This window comes from Streptomyces sp. 5-10, from assembly GCF_014712245.1.
In the GTDB taxonomy this organism is placed as follows: domain Bacteria; phylum Actinomycetota; class Actinomycetes; order Streptomycetales; family Streptomycetaceae; genus Streptomyces; species Streptomyces violaceusniger.
Genome location: NZ_JACVYG010000028.1, coordinates 45,135 through 60,611, shown reverse-complemented (window position 1 = coordinate 60,611; position 15,477 = coordinate 45,135). Strand labels below are relative to the sequence as shown.

14 protein-coding genes are annotated in these 15,477 nt (G+C 72.6%); 4 read left to right on the top strand and 10 right to left on the bottom strand.

Annotated elements, in window-relative coordinates; all coding sequences use genetic code 11:
* Positions 1-8 precede the first annotated feature (8 nt).
* Entirely contained in the window at positions 9-1,940 is a 1,932-nt protein-coding gene (locus IEJ02_RS27535) for an anthranilate synthase family protein (RefSeq protein WP_191067310.1), read from the top strand.
* A 351-nt stretch (positions 1,941-2,291) separates the two neighbouring features.
* On the opposite strand, the gene IEJ02_RS27530 is transcribed toward IEJ02_RS27535, so the two are convergent.
* The 4 genes from IEJ02_RS27530 to IEJ02_RS27515 form a co-directional block, all read right to left on the bottom strand.
* Positions 2,292-3,320 carry a 6-phosphofructokinase gene (locus IEJ02_RS27530; RefSeq protein WP_191067309.1) on the bottom strand — a complete coding sequence of 343 codons (1,029 nt, stop codon included), beginning with the start codon at positions 3,318-3,320 and terminating at the stop codon, positions 2,292-2,294.
* Between the two features lie 181 nt (positions 3,321-3,501).
* Complete coding sequence (locus IEJ02_RS27525; RefSeq protein ID WP_191067308.1) at positions 3,502-4,182, bottom strand: response regulator; 681 nt, start codon at positions 4,180-4,182, stop codon at positions 3,502-3,504.
* Complete coding sequence (macS, locus tag IEJ02_RS27520; RefSeq protein WP_191067354.1) at positions 4,179-5,435, bottom strand: MacS family sensor histidine kinase; 1,257 nt, start codon at positions 5,433-5,435, stop codon at positions 4,179-4,181. The genes IEJ02_RS27525 and macS overlap by 4 nt, the downstream gene beginning before the upstream one ends.
* 77 nt (positions 5,436-5,512) lie before the next feature.
* Positions 5,513-6,253, bottom strand: coding sequence for a lysophospholipid acyltransferase family protein (locus IEJ02_RS27515; protein WP_137980682.1), 741 nt, complete (start codon positions 6,251-6,253; stop codon positions 5,513-5,515).
* Between the two features lie 125 nt (positions 6,254-6,378).
* Here IEJ02_RS27515 and IEJ02_RS27510 point away from each other — a divergent pair, with 125 nt between their 5' ends.
* Both IEJ02_RS27510 and IEJ02_RS27505 read left to right on the top strand, forming a co-directional pair.
* Positions 6,379-7,197 (top strand): alpha/beta hydrolase, encoded by an 819-nt coding sequence (locus tag IEJ02_RS27510; protein ID WP_137980683.1) that lies wholly within the window; start codon positions 6,379-6,381, stop codon positions 7,195-7,197.
* Complete coding sequence (locus tag IEJ02_RS27505; RefSeq protein ID WP_191067307.1) at positions 7,190-7,801, top strand: hypothetical protein; 612 nt, start codon at positions 7,190-7,192, stop codon at positions 7,799-7,801. The genes IEJ02_RS27510 and IEJ02_RS27505 overlap by 8 nt, the downstream gene beginning before the upstream one ends.
* Before the next feature lie 106 nt (positions 7,802-7,907).
* Here IEJ02_RS27505 and IEJ02_RS27500 read toward each other — a convergent pair whose 3' ends face one another.
* The 6 genes from IEJ02_RS27500 to IEJ02_RS27475 all read right to left on the bottom strand — a co-directional run bounded on the left by IEJ02_RS27500 (position 7,908) and on the right by IEJ02_RS27475 (position 13,221).
* Entirely contained in the window at positions 7,908-8,717 is an 810-nt protein-coding gene (locus IEJ02_RS27500; RefSeq protein ID WP_191067306.1) for an endonuclease/exonuclease/phosphatase family protein, read from the bottom strand.
* A gap of 15 nt (positions 8,718-8,732) precedes the next feature.
* Positions 8,733-9,674 carry an ROK family glucokinase gene (locus tag IEJ02_RS27495; RefSeq protein WP_191067305.1) on the bottom strand — a complete coding sequence of 314 codons (942 nt, stop codon included), beginning with the start codon at positions 9,672-9,674 and terminating at the stop codon, positions 8,733-8,735.
* 57 nt (positions 9,675-9,731) lie between these two features.
* On the bottom strand, positions 9,732-10,199 hold the full coding sequence (locus IEJ02_RS27490) for a DUF5304 family protein (RefSeq protein WP_191067304.1): 468 nt from the start codon (positions 10,197-10,199) through the stop codon (positions 9,732-9,734).
* Positions 10,200-10,424: 225 nt separating this feature from the next.
* The gene (locus IEJ02_RS27485) at positions 10,425-11,753 is read right to left on the bottom strand and encodes an ArsA family ATPase (RefSeq protein ID WP_191067303.1); all 1,329 of its coding nucleotides are present in this window, start codon (positions 11,751-11,753) and stop codon (positions 10,425-10,427) included.
* Between the two features lie 199 nt (positions 11,754-11,952).
* Positions 11,953-12,393 (bottom strand): SRPBCC family protein, encoded by a 441-nt coding sequence (locus tag IEJ02_RS27480; RefSeq protein WP_137977593.1) that lies wholly within the window; start codon positions 12,391-12,393, stop codon positions 11,953-11,955.
* Between the two features lie 66 nt (positions 12,394-12,459).
* The gene (locus IEJ02_RS27475) at positions 12,460-13,221 is read right to left on the bottom strand and encodes a metallophosphoesterase family protein (protein WP_137977594.1); all 762 of its coding nucleotides are present in this window, start codon (positions 13,219-13,221) and stop codon (positions 12,460-12,462) included.
* Positions 13,222-13,473: 252 nt separating this feature from the next.
* On the opposite strand from IEJ02_RS27475, the gene IEJ02_RS27470 reads away from it, so the two are divergent.
* A complete protein-coding gene (locus tag IEJ02_RS27470; RefSeq protein WP_191067302.1) occupies positions 13,474-15,270 on the top strand; it encodes an AMP-dependent synthetase/ligase in 1,797 nt (598 codons plus the stop codon).
* Positions 15,271-15,477 lie beyond the last annotated feature (207 nt).

Sequence of the window (15,477 nt, the reverse complement as noted above, 5' to 3'; positions counted from 1 at the left end):
CACCCGCCATGCAGAACCCCCACGCCCAGGACGTCGTCGCACGGCTGCTCTCCGACGACGCGCCGCCCTTCGCCCTGCTGCACCGCCGCACCCCCGGCCGGGCGCCCGACACCGTCGAGGTGCTGCTCGGCCCGGTCGGCGAGGTGGAGCGGCTGACCGACATCCCGCTGCCGACCGGGACCCCGCGGGACGGCGCCCCGGTGGCGGACGCCCTCGCGCTGGTGCCGTTCCGGCAGATCCGCGAGCGCGGGTTCGAGGTGCGCGACGACGGCACGCCGCTGGCCGTGCTGCGCCCGGAGGAGACCTACGAGCTGCCGCTCGCCGAGGCGCTGGAGGCGCTGCCCGGGCACCCGGTGCGGGTCGAGGACGGGGCGTTCGACGTGGACGACGCCGCTTACGCGGACATCGTGAGCCGGGTCATCGAGGACGAGATCGGCACCGGCGAGGGCGCCAACTTCGTCATCCGGAGGACGTTCCGGGGCGAGATCCCGGGGTTCGGGAGTACCGACGCGCTCGCGCTCTTCCGGCGGCTGCTGGCCGGTGAGCGGGGCGCCTACTGGACGTACGTGGTGCGGCTGGCGGACGGGCGGACGCTGGTGGGGGCCAGCCCCGAGGTGCACGTACGGATGTCGGGGGGAACCGTCGTGATGAACCCGATCAGCGGGACGTACCGCTACCCCGAGGGCGGGCCGAGCGCCGAGGGGCTGCTGGAGTTCCTGCACGACCGCAAGGAGGTGGAGGAGCTGTCCATGGTCGTGGACGAGGAGCTGAAGATGATGTGCACCGTCGGCGACATGGGCGGGACGGTGATCGGGCCCCGGCTCAAGGAGATGGCGCACCTCGCGCACACCGAGTACGAGCTGCGCGGGCGCTCCTCGCTCGACGTCCGGGAGGTGCTCCGCGAGACGATGTTCGCGGCGACCGTCACCGGCTCCCCGGTGCAGAACGCGTGCCGGGTGATCGAGCGGTACGAGCCCGGCGGCCGCGGCTACTACGCGGGGGCGCTCGCGCTGATCGGACGGGACGGCGGTGGCGCCCAGACCCTGGACTCGCCGATCCTGATCCGCACCGCCGACATCGACGCCGGGGGATCGCTGAAGGTGGCCGTCGGCGCCACGCTGGTCCGCCACTCGGACCCGCGCGGCGAAGTGGCCGAGACGCACGCCAAGGCGGCCGGGGTGCTGACCGCGCTGGGCGTCCGGCCCGCGCCCGTACGGCCGGAGGCGGACGGGCCGCGGCCCCGGCTCACGGACGATCCGCGGGTACGGGCGGCGCTGGACGCGCGGCGGGCGGACCTGGCGCCGTTCTGGCTGCGGATGCGGACCCGCGAGGAGCCCCGGACCGGGGGGCTGTCCGGACATGCCCTGGTGATCGACGCCGAGGACACCTTCACCGCGATGCTCGCGCATCTGCTGCGCACCTCGGGGCTGACCGTGACCGTGCGGCGGTACGACGAGCCGGGGGTGCGGGAGGCGGCGCTGGCGCACCGGGGGCCCGTGGTGCTCGGCCCGGGTCCCGGCGACCCGGGCGACACCGCCGACCCGAAGATGCGCTTCCTGCGGGCGCTGGCCGCCGAGCTGGTGGCCGGGCACCGGCACGGGCTGCTGGGGGTCTGCCTGGGGAACGAGCTGATCGCGGCCGAGCTGGGGCTGGAGATCGTACGCAAGGACGTGCCGTTCCAGGGCGCACAGGAGCGGATCGACTTCTTCGGGCGCGAGGAGACCGTCGGCTTCTACAACACCTTCACGGCGCGCTGCGACGAGGCGGCGGAGACGGAGCTGGCGATGCACCGCGTGGAGCTGAGCCGGGACCGGGCGACCGGCGATGTGCACGCGCTGCGCGGGCCGGGCTTCGCCGGGGTGCAGTTCCACCCGGAGTCGGTGCTGTCGCGGGACGGGGCGGCGCTGGTGGCGGAGCTGCTGGCGGCCGTCCTGGTCTGAAGGGCCCGCAGGCCCGGGGAACGGCTGGCTCGAAAGGCCCGCAGACCCGGGGAACGGCTGGCCCGAAAGGCCCGCAGACCCGGGGAACGGCTGGCCCGAAAGGCCCGCAGACCCGGGGAACGGCTGGCCCGAAAGCCCCGCAGACCCGGGGAACGGCTGGCCCGAAAGCCCCGCAGACCCGGGGAACGGCTGGCCCGAAAGCCCCGCAGACCCGGGGAACGGCTGATCCGAAAGGCCCGCGCCGCCAAGGGACGGCTGGTCCGACGGGCCCACCGGCCCGGACGGCGGCGTGACGATGGGCCGGGCGCGACTTCCGCGCCCGGCCCATCGCCGTACTGCACCCAGACGGCCTCAGCCGAAGAAGACCTCGGCCTCGGCGTAGAGCGAGGGATCGACCGTCTTGAGCCGTGCGGTCGCCTCGGCAAGCGGTACCCGGATGATGTCGGTGCCGCGCAGCGCGACCATCTTTCCGAAGTCCTCGTCCCGGACCGCGTCGATGGCGTGCAGCCCGAAGCGGGTGGCGAGCCAGCGGTCGAAGGCGCTGGGCGTGCCCCCGCGCTGGACATGGCCGAGGACGGTGGTGCGGGCCTCCTTGCCGGTGCGCTTCTCGATCTCCTTGGCCAGCCACTCGCCGACCCCGGAGAGCCGGACATGGCCGAAGGAGTCCAGCGTGTCGTCCTTGAGGACGGCGTCGCCGTCCTTGGGCATCGCGCCCTCGGCGATGACCACGATCGGGGCGTAGCGGATCTTGAAACGGGATTCGACCCAGGCGCAGACCTGGTCGACATCGAAGCGCTGCTCGGGGAGGAGGATGACATTGGCGCCGCCGGCGAGCCCCGAGTGCAGGGCGATCCACCCGGCGTGACGGCCCATCACCTCGACGACGAGCACGCGCATATGCGATTCGGCGGTGGTGTGGAGCCGGTCGATGGCCTCGGTGGCGATGTTGACGGCGGTGTCGAAGCCGAAGGTGTAGTCGGTGGCGGACAGGTCGTTGTCGATGGTCTTGGGGACGCCGACGCAGCGGAGGCCGTAGTCGTCGGAGAGCCGGGCGGCGACGCCGAGGGTGTCCTCGCCGCCGATCGCGATCAGCGCGTCGACCTCCTGCTTGACCAGGTTCTCCTTGACCCGGCGGATGCCGTCCTCGCTCTTGAGCGGGTTGGTGCGGGAGGAGCCGAGGATGGTGCCGCCGCGTGGCAGGATGCCGCGCACCGCGCGGATGTCGAGGGGAACGGTGTCGTTCTCGAGAGGGCCGCGCCAGCCGTCCCGGAAGCCGATGAAGTCATAGCCGTATTCCTGTACGCCCTTGCGCACGACGGCGCGGATGACCGCGTTGAGCCCGGGGCAGTCACCGCCGCCGGTCAGCACTCCGACCCGCATCGTTTCTTCCCTTCTCCCGTGGAATCCCGTGATTGGGCCCGGTACGGAGAGCCACGCTAACGGTGATCCAGGTCACACGGGATGGGGCGTCGGACGATTCCCGTGCGAATCAAGGGAGTTGGTTTTGAACTTCACCCGTACGAGGGGGTGACGCACTGTCACCGGCCTCGGCCGGACGGCGTCAGGCGTCGTCCAGGCCGCGCTCGATGGCGTAGCGGACCAGCTCCACGCGATTGTGCAGCTGGAGCTTGCCGAGGGTGTTCTGGACGTGGTTCTGCACCGTGCGGTGCGAGATGACCAGCCGCTCGGCGATCTGCTTGTACGAAAGCCCCTTGGCCACCAGCCGCAGCACCTCCGTCTCACGCTCGGTGAGCTGCGGGGCGGCGGGCTGGTCGGCGGCGGTGGGGGCGGGCTCGCCCGCGAGCCGCCGGTACTCGCCGAGCACCAGGCCCGCGAGGCCGGGGGTGAACACCGGGTCACCGGCCGCCGTACGGCGCACCGCGTCCAGCAGCTCCTCGGTGCTGGCCGACTTCAGCAGATAGCCGGTGGCCCCGGACTTGACCGCCTCCAGGACGTCCGCGTGCTCACCGCTCGCGGAGAGCACCAGCACCCGCAGCTCGGGGCGGTCGGCGAGGACGTCCTTGCACACCTCGACCCCCGGCAGCCCGGGCAGGTTGAGGTCGAGCACCAGGACGTCGGGCCCCACGGCCTTGGCCCGGCGGACCGCCTGCGGGCCGTCCCCGGCCGTGGCCACCACGTCGAACCCGGCCTCGGACAGGTCCCGGGCCACCGCGTCGCGCCACATCGGATGGTCGTCGACCACCATCACCGTCACCGGGCGGCCGTCGTGCTGAGCGGTCATCGTGCCGCTTCCCCCTTCTGCTTCGCCTTCTTCGCCGACGCCTTCGGAACCGTCAACTCCACCTCGGTGCCCTGCCCCGGTGCCGAGATCCACTCCGCGGTGCCGCCGAGGTCGCGCAGCCGTCCCCGGATCGACAGGGCCACCCCCAGGCGGCCCTCCGCCTCCGCGTCCGCCAGCCGCCCCTCGGGGATGCCGGGGCCGTCGTCCCGTACGGTCACCATCACCGCGTCCGGCTCGTCCTCCAGCAGGATCCAGGTGTGGGCGTCCTCCCCGGCGTGGACCCGGACGTTGTCCAGGGCGGCGCCGACGGCGGCGGCCAACTCCCCGGCGACGCCCGCCGGGAGGAGCACCGGGGCGCCCGGTTCGGAGAAGGTGACCCGGGAGCCCGCGTGCGGGGCCAGCAGGGCCCGCAGATCGCAGGGGCCGCCGTCGGAGTGCTCGGGGCCGGGCGGGGAGGGCGGGACCGGCGGGCCGTCCGGGTCCGGGAGACCGCCCACGTCGGCCGTGGCCTCCGGCCCGTCCCCCGTACCCGGCGGAGTGCGCGGCCGGGTCACCAGACCGGTGGAGACCAGGGTCCGCAGCGCGATCTCCTGTTCCCCGGCCATCCGGCCGAGTTCGGCCGCCTCGCCGCCGATCGCGGCGCCGCGCCGCTGCACCATGGCGAGCACCTGGAGCACGCTGTCGTGGATGTCGCGGGCCAGCCGCTCCCGCTCCCGGGTGGCCGCCTCGATGCGCAGCGCTCGGGCGAGGGTGCGCTCACTGGCGCGGGCCACCTCGACCACATAGCCGATGCCCACGCTCGCCACCCACACCAGCGACAGCATGTGGACGGTGTCCTGGGCGAATCCGCCGCGCTCGATCACATTGGCGGCGCAGACCACGGTGGAGGCCGAGGCGCCCCAGCGCCAGCCGCCCTTGATGGCGAAGCCGAGGACCGCGCCCATCGTCCATATGGAAGGCAGCGTGGGCGTGCCCTCGGCGATCCGGTCGTGGCTGTCCACGAGCGGGGTGAGCAGAATGCCGGTCACCGCGATGCCGAGGTCGCCGACGAGAAACCGCCGGGTGCAGCGCTCGGCCGAGGCGACCATCCGGAAGGTGAGCGCCGTCCACAGCGTCAGCACCGCCATGTAGACGACGGCGCCGATCGGATGGTCGTAGTCGTCGAAGGAGTAGACGCACAGGCCGAGCGCGTAGAGCAGGGTGAGCACCCGGTAGGCGGTCAGCGCCTGCCACAGCGGCTGCTCGACGGACATCCGCACCACGCGCTCGCCCCCGGCGCGTTCTCGTCTGGACCGCTCCGTCACGTCCCCCACCCCCGGTGCCGGCGCGGCTAGGCGCCGGACTTGTGTTTGTCCTTCTCCTTCTCGGCCTGCTTCTTCTCGGCCTGCTTCCGGGCCGCCTCCGCCTCCGCGATCTGCCGCTTGGCGGCGGTGGCGTAGATGTCCACGTACTCCTGGCCGGAGAGCTTCATGATCTCGTACATGACCTCGTCGGTCACCGAGCGCAGGATGAAGCGGTCGCCGTCCATGCCGTGGTAGCGGCTGAAGTCCAGCGGCTTGCCGATCCGGATGCCGGGCCGCATCAGCTTCGGCATGACCTTGCCGGGGGGCTGGATCTTCTCGGTGTCGATCATCGCCACGGGGATCACCGGGGCGCCGGTCGCGAGCGCGACCCTCGCCAGACCGCCCGGCTTGCCCCGGTAGAGCCGTCCGTCGGGCGAGCGGGTGCCCTCGGGGTAGATGCCGAAGAGCTCACCGCGCTTGATCACCTCGATGCCCGCCTTGATGGCGGCCTCGCCGGCGCCGCGCGAGCCCGAGCGGTCCACCGGGAGTTGCCCGACGCCCTTGAAGAAGGCCGCCGTGAGCCGCCCCTTGACCCCGGGGGTGGTGAAGTACTCCTGCTTGGCGATGAAGGTGACCTTGCGGTCGAGCACCGCGGGCAGGAAGAAGGAGTCGGAGAAGGAGAGGTGGTTGCTCGCGAGGATGGCCGGACCCTCGGCGGGGATGTGCTCCAACCCCTCCACCCAGGGCCGGAAGGTGAGCTTCAACGCACCACCCACCGACAGCTTCATAGCGCTGTAGAACAACCGGGACCTCCTGTATCCGACGAGGAGACCTTAACCTGCCTACCCGGTATGCGGCGCGCCGCGTACGCTGAGGACCTCGAGCCCGCTTCCCCAGCGATCGGAGATCCGTGGTGCCGCTCCTGCCCGGAGCCGAGCCGTTCCGCCACGACGGCGGAGAGATCGGCGTCCTCGTCTGTCACGGATTCACCGGCTCCCCGCAGTCCGTGCGGCCCTGGGCCGACCATCTCGCGGCCCGTGGTCTGACCGTTTCACTCCCGCTGCTTCCCGGCCATGGCACGCGCTGGCAGGATCTCGCCGTCACCGGCTGGCAGGACTGGTACGCGGAGGTGGACCGCGAGCTGGGCAGGCTCTCCCGGGCCTGCGAGCGGGTGTTCGTCTGCGGTCTGTCGATGGGCGGGGCGCTCGCGCTGCGGCTGGCCGCCCAGCACGGCGCGGCGATCAGCGGCGTGGCCGTCGTGAATCCGGCCAACCGCATCCACGATCCGCTGGCCGTGGCCCTTCCGGTGCTGCGCCATCTGGTGCCGTCGGTGAAGGGCATCGTGAGCGACATCGCCAAGCCGGGGGCGCGGGAGTCGGGCTACGACCGGATGCCGCTGCACGCCGTGCACTCGATGCGCCGCTTCTACCGGGTGGTGGACGCCGAACTGCCGCAGGTGACCCAGCCGCTGCTGGTACTGCACAGCCCCCAGGACCATGTGGTGCCGCCGGCCGACTCCGAGCGCATCCTGAGTCAGGTGTCCTCGCGGGACGTCACCGAGCGGCTGCTGGAGCGCAGCTACCACGTGGCGACGCTGGACCACGACGCCGAGTTCATCTTCGAGGAGACGGACACGTTCATCACCCGGCTGACGGCGGGTATGGGTGAAGACACCACCCGGACCGGCCTCGGGAAGGGCAGCGGAAAGGAGGGGGCGGCGGCCAGTGGCTGAGCACGACTCGAATGGACACGAGGCGGATGCGCGGCGGGACGACGACGCCGCCTTCGCCGCGATCGTCGCCGCGTACGGGGAGGAACCGCAGGACCCGCCCGGCGCCGAGCGATGGCCCGCCGCCGAGAACCTCGACGAGGAGCGGGACCGGGACCGCCGGTCCTCGGCGGACGGCGACACCGACGCCGACACCGACACCGACGGGTCCGGTGACGGCGAGGCGGCCACGGGCGGGCCGACCAAGCCCGACAAGACCGGGAAGCCGGGCGGCTTCATCGTCTACGCCCCGGGCGTGGGCCCCCGCGACTGGGAGCCCGACGAGCCGTCCGAGGACGACTTCGACGAGACCGACGAGGGCCATTTCGTCCCGCCCGAGCCGCCTCCGCTGCCCGAGTCCGACACCACCTCCCGCTTCGCCTGGCTCGGTGTGCTGGGCGGGCCGCTGCTCCTGCTCGGAGTGGTGCTGTTCCAGGTGGAGATGGTCTGGTGGATCGCCACGCTGGGCGTCGGCGGTTTCCTCGGCGGCTTCGTCACGCTGGTGCTGCGGATGAAGGACGACGACGAGGACGAGGACGACGACCCGGGGCGCGGCGCCGTCGTCTGACCTCGGGGCTCCGGATGACCCCCGGGCTCCGGATGACCCCCGGGCTCCGGATGACCCCGGGGCTCCGGAGCCGGGCGCGCCCCGGCTCCGGCTCATGCCCGGCCGATCAGACCGGGGACACCCGGGGCAGCCTGAGCGCGGCCAGCACCGGAAGGTGGTCCGTGGCCGCGCGGAGGTCCGCGTCGGTGACGCCCGGCAGCCCGGCCGGGACCCCACAGCCGATGATCTCGATGCCCTCGGAGGCGAAGACGGCGTCGATGCGCTGATGCGGGTCCTCGGGGGAGAAGGTGGCCTCGCTCCCCCAGGGCTCGGTGGCCCAGCCGTCCCGCAGCTTCCCCGCGATCCGGCGGAAGGCGCGGCCGTCCGGCCGGTCGTTGATGTCACCGGCCGCGATGGCGTACGGGACGTCCAGCGCGGCCAGGTGGTCGAGCAGCATCCCGGCCTGGTCGTAGCGCTCGGCCGCGGCGAGGCTCAGATGGCAGCTGACCACGCCCAGCCGGACGCCGTTGCCATTGCCGTCGCCGTTCTCCGGGCCGCCGGTGTCGCGGTGGCCGCCGCCGAAGCGCAGCACGGCGGTGGCGAAACCGCGCCGGTGCAGCCCGGGGACGCGGGGCAGCAGAGTGTCCTCGGCGCGCTCCACATGGGCGCGCAGCGAGGTGAGGATCATTGGGCCCGCGGCGGTGGCCCCGCCCGTGGTGTAGACGAGGCCGGTCTCCCGGGCCAGCCAGGCGGCGGCCTTGCGCCAGCGGAAGAAGCGCGGCGCCTCCTGGACGCAGACGACATCGGGGGCACAGGCCCGGATCACCCGGGCCAGCGCCTCACGGTCGTCCCGCATCGAGCGGATGTTGTAGCTGAGCACCCGCACCACCGCCGCGTCCGGGCCGGTGCTGGATGCGGGCAGGTCCGTGAGCGGCACGTTCCCCCTCGTGTCTCAGCCCTGGCGGGCCAGGTCCGCGGCGCCGACGAGCCCGGCCTTTCCGCCGAGCTGGGCGGCGAGCACCTGGGCGTGCGGACGCCACTGATTGCCCACCAGCCAGCGCCGGAAGGACTTGCGGATCGGCTCCAGGACGAGGTCGCCCTCGTCGGAGACCCCGCCGCCGACGATGAACGCCGAGGGGTCGAAGAGCGAGGCGAGGTCGGCGAGCCCGGCCCCGGCCCAGCGGGCCAGCTCACGGAAGGAGTCGATGGCGACGGGGTCGCCCTGGCGGGCGGCGTCGCTGATGTGCTTGCCCTCGATGCCCTCGGAGGTGCCGTCGCCGAGGCCGAGCAGGACCGTGGCGTTCTCCGGGGTGGCGGCGGCGCGCTGCCTGGCGTAGCGGACCAGGGCACGGCCGGAGGCGTACTGCTCCCAGCAGCCCTGGCTGCCGCAGCCGCACAGCAGCCCGTCCGGGACGACCCTTATGTGGCCGAACTCGGCCGCGACGCCGAACCGGCCGCGGTGCAGCTTGCCGCCGATGATGATGCCCCCGCCGAGGCCGGTGCCGAGGGTGATGCAGACGACGTCGTCATGGCCGACCCCGGCGCCGAAGCGGTACTCGCCCCAGGCCGCGGCGTTCGCGTCGTTCTCCACCACGACGGGCAGGCCGACGCGCTGCTCGACCTTGTCCTTGAGCGCCTCGTGCCGCCAGTTGATGTTGGGCGCGAAGAGCACCGTGGCGCGCTTGTCGTCCACGTAGCCGGCCGCGCCGATGCCCACGGCCTCGATGTCATGACCCTCGCTGACGATGCGCACCGCGTCCGCGATGGCGTCGACGACTCCCTCGGGAGTGTGCGGGGTCGAAACCTGGCTCGTCTCGAGAATCGAGCCCTCTTCGTCGACCACGCCGGCCGCGATCTTCGTGCCGCCGATGTCGACGCCGATGGTGAGTCCCATGAGTCCCTCAGTTATTTGGTCGAACCCCGCCGAGGCTAACGGTACCGGAGGTGGCGCTCAGTCGAGGTCGATGTGTTCACTACTCGAACTCTCGGATTGCTCCCCACTGCCCTTGGAGTCGCCCTCGGCGCCCTGGGTCCAGCGCCGCTCCTGGCCGGTCACGGCGGCGCGATAGGCGGCGAGCAGTTCGGATCCGGCGCTGGCGAGGTGTTCGAAAACCTCTGGATTGCGCTCTATGACCGGTTCTACGCTGGCCTTCGCCTGTGCGATCAATTGTTGTACGGCACCCTGAACCGCCGCTCCGGCGATCGGCGCCTGGGCGACCTTCTCGGCGAGCGCGTCGGCCAGCTTGAGGAACTCCTCGGCCACGCTCCCCGGCTCCTCGGTGGTCTGCCGGGCCCGCTGCCTGGCCCGCTCGGCGGCCAGGTCCTCCTCACAGGCCCGCTCCCAGGCGTCGGGGTCGATCTCGGTGACCGGCACATCGGTGACCGGGGGCTCCGGGGGGCGCTCGGTGGCATCGCTCATGGCGAACTCCTGCGGCGGGGATGCTGGCTGCCCGGTGACGTTCATCCGGGCTTGTGACCGACGTTACCCGAAGGAGGGGGCGGGGTCAGAGCCGGAGACCGGCCGTCGTGGACGCGGGCGTCAGAGCCGGAGACGGGCGGTCGGGGACGCGGGCGTCAGAGCCGGAGACGGGCCGTCGGGGACGCGGGCGTCAGAGTCGGAGACGGGCCGTCGGGGACGTGGGCGTCAGACCCGCTTCGGCCACAGGTCCGGGTCGGGCGTGAAGCGCACCTGGAGCCATCCGTCCCGCAGCCCGGCGCCGGAGACGGTGCAGCGGCGCAGGGCGGACGGCAGCGGCAGCACCCGGTGGAACGGCGCGACGGTGACGATCAGTTCGTCGCCCCGGCGCACCAGGGAGAGCCCGTCGCGGGCGGCGCCGGGCAGCGGCAGCCGCCACAGCAGCACCCCGTCCTCGGCCAGCCGGTCCTCGACGGTCCAGGGGTCGGGGGCGGGCCGGTCGGGCCGCGCCCCGGGCGCCCCGACGGCCCCGGCGAGATCGGCGAGCCCGGCCGGGGCGCGCCGGGCGCCGTCGCCGGGGTGCGGCTCGGCCCGTTGAGCGTCGCCGGGGTGCGGCTCGGCGGGCCGCGGGTCGCCGAGGCCGTGCGGATCGCGGCCCAGATGCGGCAGCTCACGGACCGGGACGGCGGGGGCCCACTGCTCGTACAACTCCTTGAGCGCGTCCTGCTGCTGGCCCGACAGCGCGGCGAGCCACGGGTCGGAGGTGCCGGTGGGCAGCAGCCGGTTGGCGATCACCGCCTCCACCCGGCAGCCGTGCAGCGCGAGACCGGCGCGGGCGGTGCGCAGCGCCCGGTCGGCGAGCGGTCCGGGCTCCACGACCAGCCGTACCGTGGTGGCCTCGGACTCGATCACCCCCTGGACGGCGGCCAGCTCCCGCTCCCAGCGCTCGGCCGTCTCGTACAGCTTCTGCGCGGGCATCGGCACCCCCGCCAGCTGGGCGAGCATCGGCCGCAGCGCGCGGGCCGCCTGCCGCTCGGCGGGCAGCAGCCGCCGCAGATAGCGCCGCAGCTGCTCGGGCAGCGCGAGCACCGCGACGGTGTCCGGCGCGGGCGGCATGTCGACGACGAGGACGTCCCAGCCGGTGCCGGGCGGGGCGGTCTGGGCGGCGCGCAGGGCGCGCAGCAGCGCGATGGCCTCCACCCCGGGCAGGGCGGTGAGCTCCTCGCCGTCCAGTGGGGTGGCGCCGAGCAGGTCGAGCAGGCCGTGGCCGCGATCCTGGAGGGCGGTCAGCTCACCGCGGAACCACTCGTCCGTGACGATCCGCGCGGCCCACAGCCCCGGCGCGAGCTCGGCGGGTACGGACCACGGCAGCCGGTCCGCCGAGCGACCGGGTACGGACCGCGGCGCGCCGATGCCGAGCAGCGCCTCGGGGGTGCCGTCGGAGTCGGCGGTGAGCAGCAGGGTCCGCTGTCCCTCGCGGGCGGCGGCGAGGGCGGTCGCGGCGGCCACGGTGGTGCGGCCCGCGCCGCCGGTACCGGTGACGAGGACCGTACGCATGAAGGGAGCCTCCGGCAGGGGGTTACGTCGGTGTGCGCGGCGCGGGTCCGGTGCTCCGCACCCGCCGGAGCGTACCCCGCGCCGTGGATCACCCCGGGCACCGTCGGGGCCCGGGGTGGTCCGGGATGGTCGGAGGTGGTCCGGGGTGATCGGAGGTGGTCCGGGGTGGTCGGAGGTGGTCCGGGGTGGTCCGGGTGGGTCAGGCGCCCTCGACGCGCTTCTTCAGGCCCGCGAGCGCGCGGTCGATGATGACCTTCTCGGCCTTGCGCTTGATCATGCCCAGCATGGGGATCTTGACGTCGACCGTGAGCTGGTACGTCACCTCGGTGCTCTTGCCGCCGTCGAGCGCCGAGAGCCGGTAGGAGCCGTCAAGGGTGCGCAGCATCTGGGACTTGACCAGGGACCAGTTGACCTGGTCGTCGCCGGTCCAGCTGTACTGGAGGGTGTAGTCGTCCTTGATCGCGCCGGCGTCGAGCAGCATCCGCACCTGCTCGGCGCGCCCCTGGGCGTCCTTGGTGAGGATGTCGGCCTCCTTCACCTCACCGGACCACTCCGGGTAACGGTCGAAGTCGGCGATCACCTCCATCACGTCGGCCGGGGCCGCCTCGATCGTGATGCTCGAGCTGGTGTGTTCCGCCATCGCCGTGGCTCCTCCGTACCGGTCCGCCGCATGGGATCTCTGCGGCTGAAGGCTACCGCGCGCGGGTCACCACTCCAGGGTCCAGGGGGTGCCGGAGGAGGCGAAGTGTCCGACATTGACGCACTCGGTGGCCCCGATCCGCATACGGCGGGCGAGCGGCTGATGGACGTGGCCGAAGAGGGAGTACTTGGGGCGGACGGTGTGGATCGCCTCCAGCAGGGCGGCGCTGCCCCGCTCGAAGCGGCGGGCGACGGTGTCGTAGCAGAGGTCGGGCACCTCCGGTGGAATGTGGGTGCAGAGCACGTCCACCTCGCCGAGGGCCGCGATCTTCGCAGCGTAGGTCTCGTCGTCGATCTCATAGGGGGTGCGCATCGGCGTGCGCAGCCCGCCGCCCACGAAACCGAAGACCAGCCCGCCTATCTCGACGCGCTCGCCGTCGAGGACGGTGGTGCCGGACTGGGCGTACTCCGGCCACAGCGACGGCATGTCGACATTTCCGTAGGTGGCGTACGTCGGGGTGGGGAACGCGGCGAAGAGTTCGGCGTACTGGCGGCGGACGGCGGCCTCTATGGCCGCGTTGCGGTCCAGCCCCTCCCACAGCCGGTTGCCGAGCACCCGGGCCTCCTCGAAGCGGCGGGCGGTGCGCAGTTCGACCAGCCGGTCGGCGTTCTCGACCCCGAAGAGATCGGGGAAGATGCCACGTGAGTGATCGGCGTAGTCGAGGAAGAGGACGAGGTCACCGAGACAGATCAGGGCGTCCGCCCCGTCGCCGGCCTTCTCGAGGTCCTCACTGTTGCCATGCACGTCACTCACCACGTGGACTCGCATGCGTGTCACCCTAAGACGTAAGGGCCCGCGCCCGTAAGGTGTTCCGCCCGCACCGCCCCGCGTCTACCTGCGGTTCCTTAGCGGACGCGGCGCCCGTCGACTAGTCTGCGGGCAGCAGGAAGGCGGTGTGTGACGCATCGAACATCTGGGCAGGAACCCCTATCCCGGAAGCGTACCGATGGGTAACGTCCGGGCCGTCCACCACCCCCCATGCCCTGCAGCGGCGCCGGCGCCCCACGAGGAGCAGCAGTCTTGCGCGAGTTCAGCCTTCCGGCCCTGTACGAGGTCCCGGCCGACGGCAATCTGACGGATCTCATCCGCCGCAATGCCGCACAGCATCCCGATGTCGCCGTGGTCGGCCGCAAGGTCGACGACCGATGGGAGGACGTGACCGCGACCGCGTTCCTGGCGGAGGTGCGCGCCGCCGCCAAGGGCCTGATCGCGGCCGGTGTGGAGCCGGGCGACCGGGTCGGCCTGATGTCCCGGACCCGCTACGAGTGGACGCTGCTGGACTTCGCCATCTGGAGCGCGGGCGGGGTCACCGTTCCGGTGTACGAGACGAGTTCGCCGGAGCAGGTCCAGTGGATCCTCAGCGATTCGGGCGCGGTGGCCGCGCTGGTCGAGACCGGCGTCCACGAGGCCGCCGTCGAGGCCGTCCGGGACACCCTGCCCGCCCTGAAGCACGTCTGGCGGATCGAGGGCGACGCCGTCGGGACGCTGCGGAAGCTGGGCGAGGACGTGCCCGAGGAGAAGGTGGACGAACGCTCCTCGATCGCCAACGCCGACTCCCCCGCCACCATCGTCTACACCTCGGGCACCACCGGCCGCCCCAAGGGCTGTGTCCTCTCCCACCGCAGCTTCTTCGCCGAGTGCGGCAACGCGGTGGCCCGGCTCAAGCCGATCTTCAACACCGGTGAGTCGTCGGTGCTGCTGTTCCTCCCCGAGGCCCATGTCTTCGGGCGGCTGGTGGAGATCGCGGCGGTGCTGGCGCCGATCAAGCTCGGCCATGTGCCGGACGTGAAGTCCCTGACCGATGAACTCGCCGCGTTCCGGCCCACGTTGGTGCTGGGCGTGCCGCGCGTCTTCGAGAAGGTCTACAACTCGGCGCGGGCGAAGGCCCAGTCCGAGGGCAAGGGCAAGATCTTCGACAAGGCGGCCGACACCGCCATCGAGTACAGCAAGGCGCTGGACACCCCGGGCGGGCCGTCCTTCGGGCTCCGCTTCAAGCACAAGGTCTTCGACCGGCTGGTCTACAGCAAGCTGCGGGCCGTGCTGGGCGGCCGGGCCACCCACGCCATCTCCGGCGGGGCGCCGCTGGGCGAGCGGCTGGGCCACTTCTACCGGGGCATCGGCTTCACGGTCCTGGAGGGGTACGGCCTGACGGAGTCCTGCGCGGCGACCACCTTCAACCCCTGGGACCGGCAGAAGATCGGCTCGGTCGGGCAGCCGATGCCGGGCACGGTGGTGCGCATCGCCGACGACGGCGAGGTGCTGCTGCACGGTGAGCACCTCTTCACCGAGTACTGGAACAACGAGACGGCCACGGCGGATGCGCTGTCGGACGGCTGGTTCCACACCGGGGACGTGGGCACGCTCGACGAGGACGGCTACCTCACCATCACCGGCCGGAAGAAGGAGATCATCATCACCGCGGGCGGCAAGAACGTCGCCCCGGCGGTGATAGAGGACCGGATCCGGGCCCATGCCCTGGTGGCCGAGTGCATGGTCGTCGGCGACGGCCGCCCCTTCGTGGGCGCGCTGGTCACGGTGGACGAGGAGTTCCTGCCGCGCTGGGCGGCCGAGCACGGCAAGCCCGAGGGCGTGACGGTGGCGGAGCTCCGCGAGGACCCGGACCTGCTGGCCGAGATCCAGCGGGCGGTGGACGACGGCAACGCGGCGGTGTCCAAGGCGGAGTCGATCCGGAAGTTCCGGGTCCTGGCGACGCAGTTCACCGAGGACTCCGGGCATGTGACGCCCTCGCTGAAGCTGAAGCGGAACGTGGTGGCGAAGGACTTCGCCTCGGAGATCGAGGCCATCTACCGCGGTTGACGGCGGCCGCCGGGCCGTGGAGGCCCGGGGGCGCGCCCCCGGGCCCCCACGGGGTGTCCTGCGGACTACGCGGCGGAGCCGCATATCGATGCTTCCCCTCCCCCTACGCCTGCGGCGGGCTGCTCCCCTCCCCGCCCCTTCCCACACAGCGTCGATGTGCGGCTCCGCCGCGTGGGGGCTCCGCCCCAGCCCCCGCTCCTCAAACTC

What these genes read in the sequence shown, in the direction of transcription:
- IEJ02_RS27535 (WP_191067310.1), top strand. Translation starts at nt 9, where the DNA reads ATGCAGAACCCCCACGCCCAGGACGTCGTCGCACGGCTGCTCTCCGAC.
- IEJ02_RS27530 (WP_191067309.1), bottom strand. Translation starts at nt 3,320, where the DNA reads ATGCGGGTCGGAGTGCTGACCGGCGGCGGTGACTGCCCCGGGCTCAAC.
- IEJ02_RS27525 (WP_191067308.1), bottom strand. Translation starts at nt 4,182, where the DNA reads ATGACCGCTCAGCACGACGGCCGCCCGGTGACGGTGATGGTGGTCGAC.
- macS (WP_191067354.1), bottom strand. Translation starts at nt 5,435, where the DNA reads ATGTCCGTCGAGCAGCCGCTGTGGCAGGCGCTGACCGCCTACCGGGTG.
- IEJ02_RS27515 (WP_137980682.1), bottom strand. Translation starts at nt 6,253, where the DNA reads ATGAAGCTGTCGGTGGGTGGTGCGTTGAAGCTCACCTTCCGGCCCTGG.
- IEJ02_RS27495 (WP_191067305.1), bottom strand. Translation starts at nt 9,674, where the DNA reads ATGGGACTCACCATCGGCGTCGACATCGGCGGCACGAAGATCGCGGCC.
- IEJ02_RS27490 (WP_191067304.1), bottom strand. Translation starts at nt 10,199, where the DNA reads ATGAGCGATGCCACCGAGCGCCCCCCGGAGCCCCCGGTCACCGATGTG.
- IEJ02_RS27485 (WP_191067303.1), bottom strand. Translation starts at nt 11,753, where the DNA reads ATGCGTACGGTCCTCGTCACCGGTACCGGCGGCGCGGGCCGCACCACC.
- IEJ02_RS27480 (WP_137977593.1), bottom strand. Translation starts at nt 12,393, where the DNA reads ATGGCGGAACACACCAGCTCGAGCATCACGATCGAGGCGGCCCCGGCC.
- IEJ02_RS27475 (WP_137977594.1), bottom strand. Translation starts at nt 13,221, where the DNA reads ATGCGAGTCCACGTGGTGAGTGACGTGCATGGCAACAGTGAGGACCTC.